Origin of the sequence: Agarivorans sp. QJM3NY_33, from assembly GCF_050870865.2 — a bacterium.
In the GTDB taxonomy this organism is placed as follows: domain Bacteria; phylum Pseudomonadota; class Gammaproteobacteria; order Enterobacterales; family Celerinatantimonadaceae; genus Agarivorans.
Genome location: NZ_CP194039.2, coordinates 1,108,267 through 1,128,538, shown reverse-complemented (window position 1 = coordinate 1,128,538; position 20,272 = coordinate 1,108,267). Strand labels below are relative to the sequence as shown.

Below are 20,272 nucleotides of genomic sequence, written 5' to 3'. Positions count from 1 at the left end.
TCTACAAGGGCAGCTGAGCGGTGGTTAAATGCCTACCGCGGTTTCATAACCCGAACAATTCGCTTTCCATAGCTGTTGATAGCTTGAACTAGAACACAACAACGCTTCATGCTGGCCAACATGACTAATCTGGCCCTTTTCTAATAAGTAAATCCGATCTGAATCAAGCACCGTATCTAGACGGTGAGCAACCGTAATCACCGTTTTTTGGATACTCAATTGCTTTAAAGCCGCCATAACTTGCGCTTGTGTATTAATGTCTAAAGCTGAGCTAATCTCATCTAAAAGCAGGATCGGTGCATCGTGCAAAATCGCTCGAGCAATACTAATCCGTTGCCGCTCTCCTTGTGAAAACTGATTACCATTTTCACCAACCTCACTCTCCAGCCCCTTTGGTAAGCGCTGTAACATCGGTGCCAAACCTGCCGCAACAATGGCTTGCTGCATGCTTTGTTCAGAAGCATCAGGAGCGGCAATCAATAGGTTATCTTTCAGGCTTCCTGCAAATAATTGAACGTCTTGAGTTACATATGCAATATTGCGATAGAGGTGTTCGGTACCTGATTGTTCGAGACTTAAACCGCCGATTCGGATGGTCCCCTGGCTGGGCATATGAAAAGCCGCAATCAGATCTAATAGACTAGACTTTCCCGCTCCGCTTGGACCAACAATAGCGACATGCTCACCAGCCGCAACTTTCATAGAAATAGCATCTAATATTGTTTGTTGATTTAAATGCAAACTGACGGCGTCTAATTCAAGCTCATAACTGGTGAGCGCTTGACCATGTTGCTGCTGAAGGGGGGTATTCGCCAAAGCATACAAACGAAATACAGCATTCACAAAGTAACGTAACATCGCTGAGAAAAAAGCCATGCGAGTTAAGGGCTTGATACAGGCGATCGTGGCGGCAACAGCGACCAACCATTGGGTTGCGGTGAGCGTCCCAATATCGACCATACGAGCCCCCTGCCACATAACCAAGGGTAAGGCTAGCTCAAGTAAGATACAGGCCGCCCTCAACCCCTTTCCTCCGGTAGCCTCTAGCGCTAGTCCTGATTTTCGGACTTGTTCAATTTCATCATTTAGGGGGATCGCCAACTTTCTTGCATTGCCAAAACTCTTAAGCATTGGAAGACAAGCAATATACTCGAGTAGTTTATCGGCGGTCTGGTTACTATGTAGGTGATAATGTTGCGCGGTTTGGTTAAAACGTTTCTCTAGTAACAGCAACACGGTCGATGCCAAAACAATCATCACGACCAGCAATACTGCGAGTATCGGAGAAATCCAACTCAGCATAATCAACATCGCAAAGGGCGCCACGCCTGCGGCTAAAAAATCAGCCACCAAGTGACTAAGAATATCCTCAAACAACTTAAGATCGGTGGTAATTTGTTTCATTCGCTCGCCAAGTCCTTTGCCAACGAGGCAAGCCAGCGGCTGCTTTCGAAGATCATTTAACAGCCGCTCTCGCAATTGATGCGTAATATGATAGGCGCCAATAAAACTTTTTTTTGCCGTTTGCCCTATCACAAATTGCAACGCAATTAAGCCAATCGCAAACAAGAATAAGGCATACAGTGGCAGCGTCATACCTTGGAGTAAAAAGATAAATAGCAGACTCCAAAGCACAACTGGCACTAGTTCGGCCAACATTTTTCCGATAATCCCGAGCCAAAATTGGCGACAACTGGCGCCACTATATTGAAGTAAGAAGCGAAACTTAGTCATGGTATTCCTCTACTATCGCGCTATCACACAATCGCCAACGACGATTCGCAGTACTGACTTGATTCGGCTTGTGAGTAATAATAATTTGAATTTGATGCGGCGAATAACCACGTAGCGCCTCAAGAACCTCTAACTCAGTTTGAGCATCAAGGTGGGCTGTAGACTCATCTAACACTAAGATAGGCGTATCCGCTAGCATCGCTCTAGCTATGGCAAGGCGCTGCATTTCGCCACCACTAAAACTACGTCGAGTTTCATCCATTTGGGTATCTAGTTGATGTGGTAACTGCTCAACCATATCGCTCAAGCGCATTAAATTCAGAACGGTCCAAATCACTTCATCCTTAATATTTGAGTCGCTAATCAGTAAGTTAGCTCTGAGCGAAGCTTTAAAAAATATCGCTTGTTGACCAACCAAGGCGATTAAACCTGCACGTTGTTGATCATTTAACTGACTCACCGGTGTATCGTTGATGTACCAATCACCTCGGTCAGCCTTTAATGAGCCACTTAGAATTCCGATAAGAGAGCTTTTACCCGAGCCAGATGCACCATAAATAAGTACACGTTCACCCGGTAATATGGTGCCCTCAGCTTGCTTGAGTATCGTTTGCTGCCCCTGATATAAGCAGACATCACGGCATGTCACTGCTTTAACGGGCTCGCTCCAGCGCTGTTGTTGCTGTATTTTTTGGCCAAATAGCGGAATGATTCGGTCTAATGAGAGAAGTGAAGATTGCATTTGACCCACCACCTGGGTTAAGTCTAACCACGGTTTTAACAAACCAGCAGTAATCACTGCAACCATCACCAAGTCGGGTTTGGTCATCGAACCATCAATCACAAAAGCAATCGCAAATGGAACAACCAGCATAAATGAGCACTGGGCAATCGTGACAAAACTAATCCAGCCACGGATCATTTGTTGGGTATAACTAATCACAAGGCGATGGTGGCGTCGCATTGCCTGATATAACTGCTGATAAGCTTTCGCATCCACCGAAAATAGTTTCATCACGCCAACACTGCGTAAAAACTCCAGCTGAGCGGCATGCATTCGAGCTAAAACATCATGGTACTTATGGAGCCTGCCTGAAAATCCACGCATAAATAAAAATTGAATACTTGCTGCAATGGGCAAGGGAATAAAAGCTATTAGGCCAATTCGCCAATCGATATAAAAAAGCAAACCAGCCAACAAAATAGGCATCAAGATCCCATTGATGATGTCAGTACTGTGGTGAGCAATTAGAGGCTCCAAGGCCTGACAATCTTCTGAGATTCGTTTCTCAAGATCTGCCCTGTGCCAAGTTTTTAATCGCTCAACGGGCATTTCAGCCAAGGATAAAATAATATGTTGGCGTAGTTTCGAAATTACATGGTAGGCCACAAGGTGAGCTTGCCACAATGCGCAAGAGTGAAGCAGATAGCGAATAATTAGCGCTCCACTCAACAACAAAACATAATCACCAATTGGCTGCTGAGCAAGCATGGATTGAGCACCGAGATAAACACATAACCATGGAATGAGCTCAATGATAGAAGCTAGAACTGCACACACGATTGATGTAATGACGCGTAAATGTGTCTCCTTTAGTATCGAAAGAAAAGCCTGCTTTCTGGACATCGACTGATTAACTAACATCTGCCACCAATGCAAATAAGAATCATTGTTATATGGGTGGTAAAAGTCTGCTGTCACTTTCAGGAAATGAAAAGGTAAATTTAGGAATTTATCTTTCGAAACTCAGAGGGAGTAAGTCCGATATGACGTTTGAAAACTTTGGCAAAATAACTACTAGTTTGAAATCCAAGTGAGAATGCAACATCTGTCACAGGCTTTAATCCCGATTTAAGCTGATGTTGAGCTTGCTGAATACGGTATTGCTGGATCCAGGATGCAACCCCAATGCCATACTCTTGATGAAAAGCTTGCTTCAAATAACATTCATTCGTTGCCAGGGCCTTTGCTAAACTAGCAATGGTCCAGTTCAAATCAATTTGTTGTCGAACCAAAGTTGTTGCTTTTTCAGCTAACGATTGAGGTCTCGACTGGGATATAGCTAAAGCTAAGATTTCATACATCTTGCCGAGCATCCACATCCTTCGCGCTTCTCCTGACAGCCGACAATTCCATACTGAATTGACCACATAACGCAACTCCCCTAATAACTGAAACTGCCATCCGGCCTGGTACAACTGCAACGGCACAAAAAAATCATCCACACTATCCTTCATCAATAACTGACAAGGTGGTTGCTCTTGAGGAAAATGGATCCGGATCGCCTGAATTTGCGCATTGGTTGGGAGAACTAGTGTGTCATGCCACCTCGATTCGGGTAACACTGTCACCATAAAACGATGTACAAATGCAGATGCGGGATAGTCAGGGAAGTCAGGATTGTAAGCACCATTATTTCCCATAATAGTAAGATAACCACCCGCGTTGACAGGATCATTTAATATGGTGGTTCGGGATGCTTGAACATTGATGATATCGACTCTTAATCGACCATCAAGGTACACCGTATCTAAACAACCAATAAGCGATTGTGCTTGTTTTATTTGAGTAACCAAATCATCCATATGGTTTCACTGTTATGCTTATTAATCACTCATTTAAATAATAATGATTATCATTTAAATGGCAATAAATAGATCTCTAATTGTTTTGGCTAAGATGGGCAATTTTTGACTTAAGATGATATAGGAGACTTATGGAACAATGTCGAAGTAGAGGAAGATGAATATTGCGATAGGATACGAGGAATAAGCTCAATTGCGTCAAGAATCGATAAACGACAAGCAGATAAGGCCATGTCCCTGGCAATACTGAGCAAGCAAATAGGCGTGCACTGCTCCGTGCTAAAAATAAATTACGAAAGACTGATAAACGTCAAACAAAGCCTGTCTCAATCAATTGCTGATTAGCAATGGCGATTTTTCGACCCCAAATAAAATTAACTAAATAAGCTTACAAGGCCAAACCACCAATAAAACAATGTTTAACTACCTTTCGTTAGTTCACCCAACTTAAAGTGAGCAATAATTGAATAGTAGCTGTCACTGCAAACATAGTTACCAAAGTAGCGATGTCAGTTAGAGTTTTGTGCAACTTGCCATTACTGCTTGATTTTTTTGTGTTGTTTACGTCAAATTCTGTAGTTACTGATGAGTTCATGTTGTTTTCTCCGAATGATTACCTGATCCACATCACAATTCTCTACCTATATGTGACATAGATCAACTTATATTTGTAATTATTTTACCTTTCTGACAAAAAAGAACATTTATTAAGATTTAAGCTTATCTCTGAGGAAGCCTGAGCACTTTCGTTAAGCAAGCAACCAGCTATTGCTAATGTATGTCCTACTAGAGGGCAGCTATCACAGCCAACGAGGCGCTGCGACTCCTTTGAGCTCGCACAATCAACAATGAGTAATGCCTAAGCTTAGACTCCCACTAAAACCGGCAGACTGTATCCATGAAAATCTAGGAAATACCAAGTGAGTGAAGAACCGGGACTAGTGCAATAACCAATGGAAATAGAGGATGGGATCTTGAGGAAATGAAACAAGCTGAAACAATCTCATAAACTGCGACTGTTTCAGCGAGAGGGATACAAGTTACTTCAGGGTGAAATAACTCACCGATTTATTCAACTCATTGGCCAATTCATCCAATGCAGCTACCGTATCGCGACATTGTTCAATTGAATCCGCAGTGCCTTGCACCATTCCTGAAATATTTTCGACGTGCATAGTGAGTTCGTTTGAGGCTTGCTCCTGCTCGGAGGTCGCACTTGATACTTCACGGATCATATTCAAGGTATCGGTTGAACTGGTTTGCACGTCACCAAGCATTTGAGTCACCTCAACTGAGCTAGAAACGCTATCTTGAACTTTCGGAAGGATAGACTCTAAAGCCTTCGCCACTACGTCAGTATCATTCTGAATCACGTTGATAGTCTCTGTAATTTCAGCGGTTGCGGTTGCGGTACGTGAAGCTAAGGTTCGCACCTCGTCGGCGACCACTGCAAAACCACGACCTTGCTCACCCGCTCTAGCCGCCTCAATTGCCGCATTCAGTGCTAACAAGTTGGTTTGGTCGGCAATGTCTCGAATCACTTTCACAATACTGCCGATTTGATTAGAGCGATCTTGTAGGTTTTTAAAGTCGGACATTGAAGTGCTAATTTGCTCAGAAATTTGATTAATCACATCACTCGAGCGCTGCACCAATAATTCACCATTTTTACAGACCTCGTAAGAGTGCTCTGAATTTTTCTCAGTTTTTTCTGAACTAGAAGATATTTCTTTGATACAACTGGACATCTCAAAGATCGATGCGGCGGTAGAAATCGATGCGTCTGAAGCGCCCTTTGAAGTATTGGTAATCATCGCTACCTGCTCATGTAAAGCTGCGGTCGCTTCCGTCAGATGATTTGAACCTTTAAGAATATCAGCAACCATTGTCTTCAATGAGTTTTGCATGAAAGCAATTGAACCAAGCAAGCTATCATCGGAAAACTTACCTTCAATTTTTTCCGACAAGTCTCCTTTAGCGATGCGACTGGTCACCTCAACCGCGTAATTTGGCTCTCCGCCTAACTTAGACAAAATGAGTTTCAACATAAATATCGTTAAACCAACCACCACAATAATGATTGCAGCCGCGATTAACAAAAACTTAAAAGCAAAATCCCAGTAAGTTTGCTCAACATCATCCATATAGACGCCGTAACCCACTACCCAATTCCACCCTGGAAGTTTAGTCATCCCATTTACCTTAATCACTTTAGTGTTGGTATTGGGTTTAAGGTTACTTCCCACAGAGAAGGCAAAGTCTTTATTCTGGAGCTTCTCCATATGCTCCTGATAAGACTTCTGAAAAATGCCCATCTTCTCGGGACGAATATGTACCCTAGACATGCCCTTGTTATCATTCGACCATACATAGGAAGCACCAAACCGGATCCCCGATAGAACTTCAACGACTTTTGCTTCTGCCTCTTCGCGCGTAATTAGTCCCTTTTTGTTTTGATCAATATAAAGTTGAGACTGAGTACGGGCAAAAGTTAATATTGACTGAATTTCATGTTTACGGCTCTCGATCAAACTAGACTTTAACTCCGTTAATCCAAAAATACCCAGTGAAATAAATCCCAAAATAACAACGATCATTAAGTAAGTTAGTTGTCTTGAAAGCTTCATATGCAATTCCATTTATCCATAGTTTTATTATCCATCACTTAGCCAAGCGAATAAGTACATTATGGAATGCCTCCTTCACTCTAGCCAATTTAATCGCGTTTTTTTTACAAATTTTTAGCACTAAAACAAAGCCTAGTACTTGATTATCTTCAAGCAGATAAGACGTTCATCAAGCAATCACTCCCCTTCACCACAACGATGGCTCACGTTCAGCAAGCCAAAGGCGCTTATTCTGCATAGCAAGTGGATCACAAATCAATATAAAACGTATCCAACCTAAAAAATGAAACGGTATTTTATTTTATAATGAACAGCGGCCTATCAGAAGAATAGGGAATCGACAGATATAGCGTGAATGGCAAGAATCATTTACAAAGTCACCAGAACAAGCCTATCGTTTACATACATTCAAGAAATAAAATCGGTATTCCGTTCTGTGCCACGGTCTAATCAGACCTAATGTTTCAGCTTGCGCTGCATCAATGGCGGAGAGCCTTCACTTTACTCTAACCACAAAATAGATCGGGTCGTCACACTGATTTAAAACATAAAAAAAGCGGCACGAAATGTTGTGCCACGCTTGTCTAATCAGACTTAATGTTGCAGCTTGCGTTGCATCAATGGCGGAGAGCCTTCACTTTAACTCTCGCCGCAAAATGGAGCGGGTCGTCACACTGATTTAAAACATAAAAAAAGCAGTACGAAATGTTGTGCCACGCTTGTCTAATCAGACTTAATGTATCAGCTTGCGCTGCATCAATGGCGGAGAGCCTTCACTTTGGTTCTCGCCGCAAAATGGAGCGGGTCGTCACTCTGATTTTAAACATAAAAAAAAGCGGCACGAAATGTTGTGCCACGCTTGTCTAATTAGACCTAATGTTTCAACTTGCGCTGCATCAATGGCGGAGAGCCTTCACTTTACTCTAACCGCAAAATGGGCCGAGTCGTCACACTGATTTTAAACATAAAAAAAGCGGCACGAAATGTTGTGCCGCTCTAGTCTAATTAGACCTAATGTTTCAGCTTGCGCTGCATCAATGGCGGAGAGCCTTCACTTTACTCTAACCGCAAAATGGGCCGAGTCGTCACTCTGATTTTAAACATAAAAAAAAGCGGCACGAAATGTTGTGCCACGCTTGTCTAATTAGACCTAATGTTTCAGCTTGCGCTGCATCAATGGCGGAGAGCCTTCACTTTGGTTCTCGCCGCAAAATGGAGCGGGTCGTCACACTGATTTTAAACATAAAAAAAGCGGCACGAAATGTTGTGCCGCTCTAGTCTAATTAGACCTAATGTTTCAGCTTGCGCTGAGTGTGGAGAGAGTACTTACGTACAGGGGCAGCTATACCCCGGGTGTAAACCACGAGCCCTTAAGCTCGCTTTTTGTGCCCTTCCTTCAAGTGCACAAAATCGACATCGTCATAACCTTTAATATCAAAAGCTTGACCAAATCCTTTTACATAACGTCCGTTAATCGGCGTTAAACGAAATAACTTAAAATCACTTAACTGACGAAGATTTTCGACAATATCGCCATGGCGTTTGACTAATAAGTCCAGCACTTGCTCTCTGGGCTCGGCATCGACTTGTTGCGCAATCACTTCATAGCTCAAGCGTTTACGGGCATAAATTTGCTGAGAACTAGTCTCGTCTTCAATCAACATTAGCGCGGCTTTTTCATGCGCACGTAAATAGTGAGCATGTTTGGAGATGTCGCTAATAAAAATAAAAAATGCAGCCTGATAAAAAACAAACGGCGAATACGAATTGTGAGGGAAACCATCTTCCCCCTGAGAAGCCAGTATTAAACTCTGCTGTTGTTCGATAAAATCTGCAATTTCGGGCCCTAAACGCGAGGCCAAACGCTGCTGTTTCTCACTCTTGTCACTGCTCACTAGCAATCCTCTACTTCTTTCACAGCCATTTTTTGCTTTAATAACTCAAAACGTTCCACTTGATTGGCGAATAAGACTCGCTTACGATCACGCCCCAAGTACACTTTAAAAATGGTGTCTCCCCTATCATCAAAAAATTGGAAGCAATAACTTTCTGTACCGCGCAAAGGTTTACTCACTAAGGCCACTTGAGCGATGTTTTCTAACTTAAGATGACCATGTAAGTGGCTTTGCTTGTCCATTAAGTTGTAATAACCATGACCCAATTTCCCCGCTGGAAAACTATCCTTAATTTCAAAAACTGAACCCGCAATCTGAATAATTGTGGTTAATGGTCCCCAACTCGGCAAATCATAGAGTAACCATTGTAATTGTTCAGTGACTAACCAACATGCCATGTGTTCTGGCAAGTGGGCGACAACTTCTGCTTCACTAGATTGAGCTTTCTGGGCTAATTGAGCCACACTTAAATCGGGATACTGCTCAAGCACGTCTGCTACAGATAGCGTCATTTAAATCTCCTATCGACCACTGACTAAGCAAACGCGACCGTCTGCTTAACAACAATATAACCACCTTAACCCAACCATCAATCGAATGCAAATCATTATCATTTGTATTTACTTGGATTTGTTTTATCGATATTCTGTTGCTTAGTTGAGGGCAATAGCGGAATAAAAATAGATGGGAAAGTTAACTATCGCGATCGCGCTATCCGCTGCTATCCACGCCTATTTTATATTACTTAAACCTTCACCAAGCCCTCTGCAACTAAATAGTAGTGGCGACAGTGTGGCATCGAAGGTCGAGGAAATCAGTATTAGTACCAAAATATTGAATGCGCCAGAGCAAGCTGAAGCTCCATTTATAAGCGAGCCAGATGTCGCCCAAGCTCTGGTCGAACATCCTCCTCAGTCGGTGATGCAGAGCGAGTTATCTCCGCCCCCCGCTCAAAAACCAAAGCGCAAGCCTAAACCCCAAACGACACCAACTAAATCGATAGGAATCGTTGAGCATGAAAAACAGCCCCCAACAGACGCACTGCTTCACGCCGTCCGCCAAACCCAAGCAGCGCAACCGCAACAAACTAAAAAGACGCCTCTGCCCACAACTCACCCCAAAGCAAAGCCAGTTAATCAGCAGCGCACTAACCCTAACAAATTAATACCAGAGGCTGAGCAATTAACTCAAACCACTTCAGAAATACCGCAACTACCGATCCGCTCGAAACCGAGTCCGCAACAAGGTCTAGCACAACTACCAAGACTCAATAGCCAGCCACAATTTGCCCATCCACCGAAAGCCCCGGTCTATCCACGCTTGGCAAAAAAACGCGGACAGCAGGGCAAAGTGATAGTGGAAGTTTGGTTAGACCCTAAAGGACGGCAAATCAAGCGGGAAATAAGCACTAGCTCAGGCATTAGTAGCCTCGACCAAGCCGCATTAAACGCCGTTCAACAATGGCCCTTTAAGCCACTAGTGATTGACGGTCAAGCGCAAATGTCTCGCGTATTTATTCCGATTAAATTTAAATTAAGTTGACCCTATGCAAATATTCTCTATGGATAAACTAACGGCTTTTAGCCAAATCATCACCGCAGACCAGCTCGGCGACTTACGTTGGCCAATCATCGCCTGTTCAATACTCGCCTGCGCAATCATTGCCGAACGAGTGATCAGCTTAGCCACGGTGCAACTCAGTAACTATCAACGAAATTGGTTACAATTAGCCACTCACCTGCTGGTCAATAATCAAACGTCCTGCCAGCCAGGAGCTCGCTGTTTTTCCCAATCTCGTAGCCTCGCCCGCAAAGCAATTTGCCTATTGCTGGTTCATCGTCATCAAAGCAAGACACTTCGTGAGGAAATAGCAGCCGTTTGGTTACGCCAACAGCAACAAAAACTCTCTCGAGGTCTCAAAGCCTTACATATTCTAGCGCTAATTAGTCCCTTACTTGGCTTACTCGGCACCGTGCTTGGCTTAATTGAGATGTTCGATGTTCTGGCCAGTACCGAGCAAACCATTAACCCAGCAATGCTGGCACAGGGCCTTGGGACAGCGATGTATACCACCGCAGCAGGCTTAATGGTGACGGTTCCCGCACTTGCCTTTGCGCATGCTTTGAGTTTGTGGAAGGATCAAATCGTGCACCAACTGGAAACAATGATCAATCAAGCCAACTTGATGATTGAAGGTGTCGATACCCTTGCCGACGATGCAAAAACCCTTGCGGCCTTTCAACCCGAACTTCAGAGCCCCGCATGATCCGTATAGAACAAAAAAATAGTGGCTTCAGCATGATGCCGGACCTAACAGCCCTATTAGACATTATCTTCATTGTATTGGTGTTTCTGCTGCTCACGGCAAACTCTCGGGTTTATCAGATGAAGATGAACCTGCCACAAACCGAACAAGCACAGCCCCAAGCTGCAAAGCAACCCGCCGAGCTACAGTTGAGTCTATTTGCGGAATCACCTAAATGGGGGCTTGGACAACAACGTTATCAAAACTTTCAAACCTTTGCCGCTGCCTTAAAACAGCAGAGCCAACAACAACCTTTGGCTAATACCAGCCTCGCCAGCGAGCGCCAAGTTCCAGTCGAACAATTGCTCAAATTGCTTGAATTATTACAACAACTCAAGATAGAGACCACTCAAATTTTAATGGAAAAAAAACATGATTAAGCATCAACCTTTGCGCTTTCTTTCACCGCTATTCTGCCTAACTATCGCGAGCCTATTCTACTCGTCAATCAGCGTTGCAGAGTCGCCACTAAAACACGTGGTGAGTGCTGGTGCTAACATTACCGAAATAGTGATCGCTCTTGGCGCTGAGAAACAACTGGTAGCAGTAGATTCAACCAGTGACCTGCCACCTCGGCTTAAGCTACCGGTGGTTGGTTATCATCGCCAACTCAGCGCCGAAGCCTTACTCGCTTTAGGTCTAGATGGTTTAATTGGCAGTGATGAAATGGGGCCCGAAAGTAGCTTGCTTCAATTGCAGCAAGCTGGAATTGCAGTACATCGTTTAAATAGTGAAGCGACTATCGCTGGCCTCGAGCAACGGATAGTCCAACTCGCAGAATTATTAGGCCATCCGCAACAAGGGCAACAACTACAAGCCAAACTAAAACAACAAATTAGCCACTTAAAACAACAAGCTAAAACTGCTCGCCAACTCAATAGCTTATTTTTCATCAGCCACGATGGCAAAAAACTAATGGCGGCGGGAGATCACACAGCCGCCAATAGCATCATCGAACTGGCTGGTGCAGTAAACCTTGCAAAACCGCATATTAACAGCTACAAACCGCTCTCGAACGAAGCCATTTTAGCCTTGCAACCAGAACTGTTATTATTTAGCCAACGAAGTTTAGACGCCCTCGGTGGGCCACAAGGTGTAATTGATAGTTTTCCGGTATTAGCGGCGACGCCCGCTGGACAACAGCTCGCAATTTATGCGATTGATGGACATGCACTAATTGGTGGCTTAGGTTTAGCAAGCTTAGAACAAGCAACACGGCTAAGCCAACGCCTACAATAAGCCCAATAATATAAACAGAGCTGAATGTATAAGCTTAATTACTCGCTATTTAACCTTTACAAGGTTGTATTAATGTCGCTATTTTCGCCAAAGTCGGTCTCCCCCAAAATCAGCTTGTCTCGCTGGTTTATGTTGGCCTCCTTACTGTTACTCATTGCCGCAGGCTTGTTGTCTGTCACTCAAGGGCCGATGAGCATTCCCGTGGCAGACGCTTTAAGAGCTTTAGTGCCTTTTTCTCTGCATTCAGATGCTCCAGCTCACTACCAACTAGTGATCACCGGTATCCGCCTACCGCGCACCCTGTTATGCATCGCCGTGGGAGCTATTTTAGCCATGTGCGGCGCGGTCATGCAGGGCTTATTTCGTAATCCTTTAGCCGACCCCGGTATTATTGGCGTCTCAAGCGGCAGTGCTGCTGGCGCTGCCATAGCCATTGTGCTGCTGAGTCTATTAGATTGGCAGCTCCCAAACGTGGTGAGTAGTCTGGCAATACCACTGTTTGCCTTTGTCGGCGGCTTTATCACCACTATCTTGGTTTATCGCTTGGGGACAACAGCCAATGGGACTTCGGTGGTCATGATGTTATTAGCGGGCATCGCCATTGGTGCGCTTTCTGGTGCTGGGATCGGCCTATTAAGCTATTTGGCTAACGATCAAATGCTACGCGACTTGAGCCTGTGGCAAATGGGATCACTGGCGGGAGCCAGCTGGAATAATATCTTATTGGCTTTTATTACCTTGACCATACTCACGGTGGTCTTTTGCCGCAAAGCCAAGGCCTTAAACGCACTATTATTAGGCGAAGCAGAAGCTGGCCACCTAGGCATCGATGTACAAAAACTCAAGAGTCAACTGATCTTCTTTACCGCGCTGGGAGTGGGGATTGCAGTGTCGGTATCCGGCTTAATTGGTTTTGTCGGCTTGGTGGTTCCCCATTTAGTGAGAATGTTACTTGGGCCCAACCACCAACAACTCATTCCTTTTAGCGGCTTACTCGGCGCAGCACTATTGTTAATGGCGGATCTTATTTCACGGATGATCATTAGTCCTGCTGAGCTCCCCGTAGGCATCGTGACCGCACTGGTTGGCGCGCCCTTCTTCATATTCTTGCTGTTACAACAGCGGCAACGCATTGCCTAGGACGACTATGACTCTTTCAACTACCGTACAGCTCAGCAACATCGGTCTCACTCTGGGTAAAAAGCAACTCTTTAAAGACCTATCACTGGCGTTTTATCCAGCCCAACATACCGCCTTGTTGGGCTCTAATGGGGCAGGTAAAAGCTCACTACTCAAGCTCATTTCTGGCGATCTTGAAGCCCCCACCGGCATACTCAGTATTTTACAACGCCAACGTAAACACTGGCGACGCACAGAATTAAGCCGCCATCTCGCGGTACTCCCGCAAAGTTCAGCCTTAAGCTTTGCCTTTAGCGTTAGCGAGGTAGTTAGTCTCGGCTTAATCAACAGTAAATTAAGCCACCAGCAGCAGCTACAAATCGTTGAACAACAACTGGAATTGATGGACATTTGGCACTATCGCGATACGCCCTACCCGCAACTATCGGGCGGTGAAAAACAGCGGGTTCACTATGCTCGCGTCACTGCGCAACTCGCCGACACTCCAATAGAACAACAAATCTTACTCTTAGACGAACCCACCAGCGCCTTAGATTTAAACCACCAGCAAGCCTTGATGCAACATGCCTCAAAACTAAGCCAGCAAGGTGCCACGGTGATCAGTGTGGTGCACGATCTCAATCTTGCCTCACGTTACTGCGAGCGAATCGTATTATTAAAGCAAGGTGAAATATGTGGCGATGGCTCTCCTGAGCAAGTGCTCACCGAGCAACAAATTGGCACGGTATTTAATTATCAGCCACAAATTATGCGCCACCCCAAATATGGCTTTCCGGTGATCATTTAAACTGTAGTCGCTCAGACTATCGGTCATCCCCCCTCTGTGTACTTCCTCAGCAGGCTTGCAATAAGCCTGTTCCCCCCTTAACTAAACGAAGCGTTCAGTGCCCTGCGACTGATACTCAAAACATCAATCACGGGTAACACACAGAAATAAAAGATATTTATCTAATTTTAGCAATCTGAAGCGTAATAAAAATAACAGTATCATGGGCGATTAATTGACCACCTAATTCAGGTTAAGCATTTATTGTTTTGACGCCAATTATCCAAGCCATAAATAACACCAAAATGATGCTGAATCAGCCTCAGTCTAGGATAAATGTGCTAAATTTATATGTATAAACGTGTTGAACTTAGAGCATGGTGCTTTACAGCTAACAGGAGACTTTTGTCTGACTGGCCTATAACAAACACAGGACTTGAGGAGCATGATGTTCAGGCTTTACAGCAAGCTGGACTCCCCCTGAAAGTGAGCGCCGCCGGGAGAAAGGCCCCTCTTTTGTAGAACGTTGTAACGTTGCTCAAAGGAGAACTTATGAAACGATTATCCATTCTGCTTTTATCTGTTTGCCTCATATTCGGATTTAGCAGTATATTCAGCGATGGCTCAGCCAAGACTATCGTTATGTATCCAAATATTGATGGACTTGAGGAAGCCAGTTTTGGCTATCAAATGATGGCCTTAGCGCTCAAGAACAGTGGAAAACCATATCAGCTGCAACTCTATCCCTTAGCTGTCAACACAGAGCGGGCTTTTAGCCTGTTGAGCGAGGGTAAACTCTCTGCCGCAGACAACGCTGCCGATAGTTCGCTGGAAGAACAGTTCAACATGGTTCCCATTCCCCTCGATGGCGGACTGCTGGGGTGGCGACTGTTTATTATCCACCAAAATCAAGTTGAAGATTTTGCCAAGATTAAAACTTTACAACAACTTCAGAGCAAAACTGCGGGTCAGGGAAGAGCTTGGCCAGATGTGGCCATTTTAAAAAGCGCAGGTTTGCAGGTAATGACCTCGTCCAAGATCGAGAACTTACTTAAAATGCTTGATAGAGAACGGTTTGATTTCTTTCCATTAGGGGCGGGAGAAATCTACGGATTCCTCCGGTTCTACAAAGCAAAACTGCCAAATCTGGTGATTGAGAATAGCCTGGTGCTGGTCTATCCATCGGGGCATTTCTTTTATGTCAATAAAGAAAACACCGAACTCTATGCCGACATCATCAAGGGCTTAGAAAACGCCTACTCGCAAGGGAGTTATCAGCGACTAATGAGCAACCATCCATTTATGAAGGAGGGTCTCGGCAAAGCTCAGCTTGCAACGCGAACCGCCATCCATATTAAAAACCCATTGAACAGTGAGAAATTCAATGCGATTGATGCAAAATGGTTCTATCGTCTTGAGTAAGCGAACGCTGCTCACAACTTATACCAATCTGATTTATTATATGAGCAACTTATGACGCAGAATAAATTTGCCGATAACCAGACATCAAGCGCAGTGACTCGTGGCTCTCCTGAGCAAGTGCTCACCGAGCAACAAAGTGGCACGGTATTTAATTATCAGCCACAAATTATGCGTCACCCCCAGTACAGATTCCCGGTCGTTATTTAAGTCTAAAAAACCAAAACCGTTGGCTCGATAAACATTAAACCTTCCGGGTTCACAATCGATTTGCTCAGTTACCTAAGCTTAGGTAAAGCGTCAGTCCAAAGTGATTGACGCTTTACTTGGGACGGTTAATTGACACAGTGGATGCGCAACAAACATCAGAATTTTTAGGACGTGATTACCAGTGATATTTAAAATCTAGAGCACTAAATCTGCAAATTGGTCCGCTAACGCAACAATCTCTAGAGAAGTGACTAATTTAGAAAAATTTGATTTGAATGAGTAAGTTAATAAGGAAACAACCAGCTTGGAATTGACCATCCTGATTATTGCTTCACGAAGGATAGCGGTTTTCACAGCGATACTTTGACCTGCTTTTAGCAAATAATCAATTCAATTACTGCGCCCTGTGGGGCTTTAGATAAGCGATGCATAAGCAATCCAACGGACATAGTAAGCTATTTGGACTTCCCCAGATTTACGATACACTTCTAGCTCAGTCGCATAATGTACTCACCATAGATTTTAATCAGGAGTGAATTGAACAATGAAAATCAGGCGCTTGGAACGATCAGATAATACCGATTTATTTGATATCTATAGCTTTTCATCAGTTTCTGAAAATACCTCTCAGTTACCTTTTCTTAGCTCTGATATTGTGGCTAATTTATTTGATAATCTAGAGCAATACACCTTAGTAGCTGAGAGTAACGGCAAAGTTGTAGGCCACATAACGCTTTTCTTAACCAACAAAATTCGAGATAGACACTGTGCAGGGATTGCAATTGCAGTACACCCCGACGCTCACGGCAAAGGTATTGGCAAAGCACTATTACAAGAAGCGATAAACCAAGCGGATAATTGGCTTAACCTCGTTCGTTTAGAGTTGGAAGTACATATTGACAACTCAGCGGCGATATCACTTTATAAACGGGTCGGCTTTGAAATAGAAGGAACAAAAAGGCTAAGTACCTTTAAATCGGGTCGCTATATCGATATGCACATCATGTCCAGAATACGACCAGACCATGGTGTCATTGCCAGCTAAGGCGTGATGACGATTCACGACCCGACCACAGCACAAAACCTAACAGCTGGTTCAAGTTAACACGGTTATACAGCACTGTCCGAGTTTTGCTCAGCCGTTTGATAACATGAACCTGTTGATTTTGTTGATAAAAGCATGAATAGCCCATCAAGCCTCCTGCGATAAGCCGTTAACCTTAGGGAATTTTCCCATCATAAGCACAGATTGAGATTAAGCAAGCAGCTCAAGGCCAAAGATGGCTTGTTTTAATTGAATACTTTCAATAGAATCCACGGCAAAATGATAAACACGGTCGATAGACTTACGACAAAGCTTGTTCGGCTGTAGCATCCCTCCTAGTAACATCCGGATGTAACTCTTCGCTCAATAGTAAGGTGGCTTTAACGCCCCTAAAAATATTCACTGTAATCACCGAAAGAAGGATTTCATGACTAAGCTTCAGTGGCTGAAAGCAAGCCTATTTATCGCTTTTTATTCCCCCTTCTTCGCCGAGGCGGTCGTCGAAGATAACTTCGATTCTGAAGATAAATCCTATTTTCCTATGGGGGCAGAGCAGGCAAAACAGCGCAACCAAAGCTTGCCGAGACCCTATGGCTTCAGCCTAAATTACCTAGGAATGTCGCAATCTTTAACGAGCGATAACATTTCTTTCTCAGGCTTAGGAGCACTAGAGCCCTTAATTGATATTGAAACCAGTGATGCAGTGCAAGATTCCGAAACATTGAGTTTTAAAGCCGATCTCTGGCTCAGCCCCTTTTTAAATGTTTACGGGCTACTCGGCTATACCAAAGGTAGCAGCATTAGCGACGCACAAATCAACTTCGCTGGTCAGCCTTTATTAAGTCCTTTTCAAATAGACCTCGAGTTTAAAGGCCTTACCTATGGCGTCGGTAGTACCCTTGTCGCGGGAATTGGCAACTGGTTTAGTGTATTCGACATTAACTATAGCCGCACCGATCTCGATATTCTGAATGGAGAAGTCAATACGCTCGTCATTAGCCCTCGCCTTGGCTATCGCTGGGAAGTCAGCGGCCACAGCATTCAACTGTGGGGGGGAATGATGTACCAAAACTTAGAGCAAAGTTTTCATGGTGATATATCCGAACTCGGGATCGCTCTCCCTCCGCAATTTCCGAGTAATACGAGGTTTGATGTAAATCAGCGATTAAAAACACAATGGAATGCACTATTAGGCGCTCAAGTCTCTCTCACCGACCGACTGGCGGCACTACTAGAACTAGGAATGGGCCAACGTACCAGCCTTATGTTAAACCTAGGCTACCGTTTTTAATTTAGCTGGAATCTTCACTTAAATCATTCACCTTAAAAAGCTGAGTCGTTCAAGTTTAGCCCCCCCAAAAATCAATTTACGTTTCTGTAAGAGGGATGGTGAAAATGCTTTTGATTGTCATCTCCATCAGGTTTTTAGGATAGCTGAACCACAACCAGTAAATTTTACGCTGAGGAAGGCTTTGCATTTGCTAGAATGAATTTATACACTTCGCCATCGCCGTTGTAATGGAGCGCATTGATGAAGCCAGCAGAAAACACCAGCCGTATTCGCACCCGAGTCCCCTTTCAAGTTGGACGCCGCAGCGATATTCCTGCCGAAATGCTGTCATTTAGAGATCTGAGTAGTGATAAAGAACATGTCGCACTGGTCTTCAAAAATGCCGACAGCCAACAACAAAACCCTCTAGTGAGGATCCATTCTGAATGCTTAACCGGCGATGTATTTGGTTCTTCACGGTGTGATTGCGGTGAACAGCTCAATGAAGCCATCGAAAAAATGGCCGAGCAAGGTGGCATTATCCTGTATATGCGCCAAGAAGGCCGTGGGATCGGTTTATACAACAAGCTGGATGCCTATCAGCTGCAAATTAAGGGTATCGACACCTATAGCGCTAATAATCAATTGGGCTTTGATGACGACTTGCGAGACTTTGGCGAAGCAGCTCAAATGCTTAAAGCGATGGGAGTGAAACAGCTGAAGCTACTCAGCAACAACCCACGTAAACAAACTGCCCTCGAAGAAAATGGCATTATCGTCAGCGAAATGGAAAGCACAGGGGTCTATCGTAAAGTCGACAACCATTATTACCTAGTAACCAAAGCCACCCGCGGTAAACATCGACTCAAACTCAGTAAAGATCTGCTGTCTTCTGAGTAAACCACTCAGTCCCTACCGAGTAACGAACAAAACAGTCCAAGCGAAGAGTGCCCTGAGCGGCACTTCACCGCCACAATACAAACCGCGAGGCGGCTGCTCTTTTTGTAAAATGCGCAAGATTCGATAAAAACACCTAAAATTGCGCAAAGATCTGTAATCATCGGCCTGACGACTCCAGCATCATAGAACTCTTTAATTGGGTATCGATGGCCGCGCAAGGAAAGCTTAAATGATTGCTCTTATTTATGTAGCAACCGTAGGGATCTGGGGGACAACTTGGTTAGCGATAGCCTATCAAATTGGCAATGTGCCCATCGCTAATTCCATCATGTATCGATTTGCTATCGCCGCGTTAATATTAATGATTTTTTTACGCCTCAGCGGACGCTTACAAAAGCTCAATCCAAAACAGCACTTCAGTTGCTTACTATTAGGCCTGTGTCTATTTAGCTGTAATTTCATGCTGTTTTATCATGCCGCACAATACATCCCCAGTGGACTGATCTCGATTATATTTTCCATCGCCACCATCATGAATATGGGCAACAGTTGGCTGTTCTATAAACAACGTCCGAGTCTAAGACTATTAGTGGGCGGAGCCATTGGGATTAGTGGTATCGTGTTATTGTTTTACCCTAATCTACAACAAAGTGAAGGCTTGGGTGAGCAAGTGCTTGGGCTTTTGATGGCATTGGCGGGCACTTACTGCTTCTCTTTAGGCAATGTGCTTTCAGCAAAACAGCAAAAGCAAGGCTTGCCGGTGTTGTCAGTCAATGCCTATGGCATGGCCTATGGCGCAAGCTTCCTGCTATTGTGGTGCCTGCTCAGCGGCCAAGGTTTTCATCTCACTAGCTCTGTGAAGTATTTGAGTAGCTTATTCTACCTTGCCTTAGTGGGGTCGGTGTTAGGTTTTAGCTTCTACCTGATCTTGGTGGGGCGCTTAGGCCCACAAAAAGCCGCCTACACTACGGTGCTGTTTCCTGTGGTTGCCTTAGGCCTATCGACCCTGTTCGAAAGCTACCAATGGACACCACTAGCCTTGCTGGGAGTCGCCACCGTATTAATTGGGAATCTGATTGTATTTACCAAGGGCAATCCGTTTCGCCGTCGTGCTCAACCACCGCTCGCCAACTAGC

18 protein-coding genes are annotated in these 20,272 nt (G+C 44.4%); 12 read left to right on the top strand and 6 right to left on the bottom strand.

Going from position 1 to position 20,272, the window contains the following annotated elements; translation table 11 throughout:
• Positions 1–24: 24 nt before the first annotated feature.
• The 6 genes from ACRRSY_RS05060 to hutX form a co-directional block, all read right to left on the bottom strand.
• On the bottom strand, positions 25–1,734 hold the full coding sequence (locus ACRRSY_RS05060) for an ABC transporter ATP-binding protein (protein WP_432464470.1): 1,710 nt from the start codon (positions 1,732–1,734) through the stop codon (positions 25–27).
• Positions 1,727–3,361, bottom strand: coding sequence for an ABC transporter ATP-binding protein (locus ACRRSY_RS05055; protein WP_432464704.1), 1,635 nt, complete (start codon positions 3,359–3,361; stop codon positions 1,727–1,729). The genes ACRRSY_RS05060 and ACRRSY_RS05055 overlap by 8 nt, the downstream gene beginning before the upstream one ends.
• A gap of 98 nt (positions 3,362–3,459) precedes the next feature.
• Positions 3,460–4,320, bottom strand: coding sequence for a helix-turn-helix transcriptional regulator (locus ACRRSY_RS05050; protein WP_432461065.1), 861 nt, complete (start codon positions 4,318–4,320; stop codon positions 3,460–3,462).
• 1,040 nt (positions 4,321–5,360) lie between these two features.
• Positions 5,361–6,947 carry a methyl-accepting chemotaxis protein gene (locus ACRRSY_RS05045; RefSeq protein WP_432461064.1) on the bottom strand — a complete coding sequence of 529 codons (1,587 nt, stop codon included), beginning with the start codon at positions 6,945–6,947 and terminating at the stop codon, positions 5,361–5,363.
• Between the two features lie 1,370 nt (positions 6,948–8,317).
• Positions 8,318–8,842, bottom strand: a complete 525-nt coding sequence (locus ACRRSY_RS05040; RefSeq protein ID WP_432464469.1) for a pyridoxamine 5'-phosphate oxidase family protein — start codon at positions 8,840–8,842, stop codon at positions 8,318–8,320.
• On the bottom strand, positions 8,842–9,354 hold the full coding sequence (gene hutX / locus ACRRSY_RS05035; RefSeq protein WP_432454246.1) for a heme utilization cystosolic carrier protein HutX: 513 nt from the start codon (positions 9,352–9,354) through the stop codon (positions 8,842–8,844). The genes ACRRSY_RS05040 and hutX overlap by 1 nt, the downstream gene beginning before the upstream one ends.
• 172 nt (positions 9,355–9,526) lie before the next feature.
• Between hutX and ACRRSY_RS05030 the strand changes: the two genes are divergently transcribed.
• The 12 genes from ACRRSY_RS05030 to ACRRSY_RS04975 all read left to right on the top strand — a co-directional run bounded on the left by ACRRSY_RS05030 (position 9,527) and on the right by ACRRSY_RS04975 (position 20,271).
• Complete coding sequence (locus ACRRSY_RS05030; protein ID WP_432464468.1) at positions 9,527–10,384, top strand: TonB family protein; 858 nt, start codon at positions 9,527–9,529, stop codon at positions 10,382–10,384.
• 4 nt (positions 10,385–10,388) lie between these two features.
• Positions 10,389–11,108: a MotA/TolQ/ExbB proton channel family protein gene (locus tag ACRRSY_RS05025; RefSeq protein WP_432464467.1), complete on the top strand. Its 720-nt coding sequence runs from the start codon at positions 10,389–10,391 to the stop codon at positions 11,106–11,108.
• Positions 11,105–11,527, top strand: a complete 423-nt coding sequence (locus tag ACRRSY_RS05020; RefSeq protein WP_432464466.1) for an ExbD/TolR family protein — start codon at positions 11,105–11,107, stop codon at positions 11,525–11,527. Before ACRRSY_RS05025 ends, ACRRSY_RS05020 begins: the two co-directional genes overlap by 4 nt.
• Positions 11,520–12,386 (top strand): heme/hemin ABC transporter substrate-binding protein, encoded by an 867-nt coding sequence (locus ACRRSY_RS05015; protein ID WP_432454250.1) that lies wholly within the window; start codon positions 11,520–11,522, stop codon positions 12,384–12,386. Before ACRRSY_RS05020 ends, ACRRSY_RS05015 begins: the two co-directional genes overlap by 8 nt.
• 72 nt (positions 12,387–12,458) lie before the next feature.
• Positions 12,459–13,526: a FecCD family ABC transporter permease gene (locus tag ACRRSY_RS05010; RefSeq protein ID WP_432454251.1), complete on the top strand. Its 1,068-nt coding sequence runs from the start codon at positions 12,459–12,461 to the stop codon at positions 13,524–13,526.
• A 7-nt stretch (positions 13,527–13,533) separates the two neighbouring features.
• The gene (locus ACRRSY_RS05005; RefSeq protein ID WP_432454252.1) at positions 13,534–14,313 is read left to right on the top strand and encodes a heme ABC transporter ATP-binding protein; all 780 of its coding nucleotides are present in this window, start codon (positions 13,534–13,536) and stop codon (positions 14,311–14,313) included.
• Positions 14,314–14,844: 531 nt separating this feature from the next.
• Positions 14,845–15,714, top strand: coding sequence for a hypothetical protein (locus tag ACRRSY_RS05000; RefSeq protein ID WP_432464465.1), 870 nt, complete (start codon positions 14,845–14,847; stop codon positions 15,712–15,714).
• Positions 15,715–15,765: 51 nt separating this feature from the next.
• Entirely contained in the window at positions 15,766–15,921 is a 156-nt protein-coding gene (locus ACRRSY_RS04995) for a hypothetical protein (protein WP_432464464.1), read from the top strand.
• Between the two features lie 544 nt (positions 15,922–16,465).
• On the top strand, positions 16,466–16,966 hold the full coding sequence (locus ACRRSY_RS04990; RefSeq protein WP_432464463.1) for a GNAT family N-acetyltransferase: 501 nt from the start codon (positions 16,466–16,468) through the stop codon (positions 16,964–16,966).
• Between the two features lie 427 nt (positions 16,967–17,393).
• Positions 17,394–18,257: a virulence protein gene (locus ACRRSY_RS04985; protein WP_432464462.1), complete on the top strand. Its 864-nt coding sequence runs from the start codon at positions 17,394–17,396 to the stop codon at positions 18,255–18,257.
• Between the two features lie 240 nt (positions 18,258–18,497).
• Positions 18,498–19,136, top strand: a complete 639-nt coding sequence (locus tag ACRRSY_RS04980; RefSeq protein WP_432464461.1) for a GTP cyclohydrolase II — start codon at positions 18,498–18,500, stop codon at positions 19,134–19,136.
• Positions 19,137–19,365: 229 nt separating this feature from the next.
• Positions 19,366–20,271, top strand: coding sequence for a DMT family transporter (locus ACRRSY_RS04975; RefSeq protein ID WP_432464460.1), 906 nt, complete (start codon positions 19,366–19,368; stop codon positions 20,269–20,271).
• Position 20,272 lies beyond the last annotated feature (1 nt).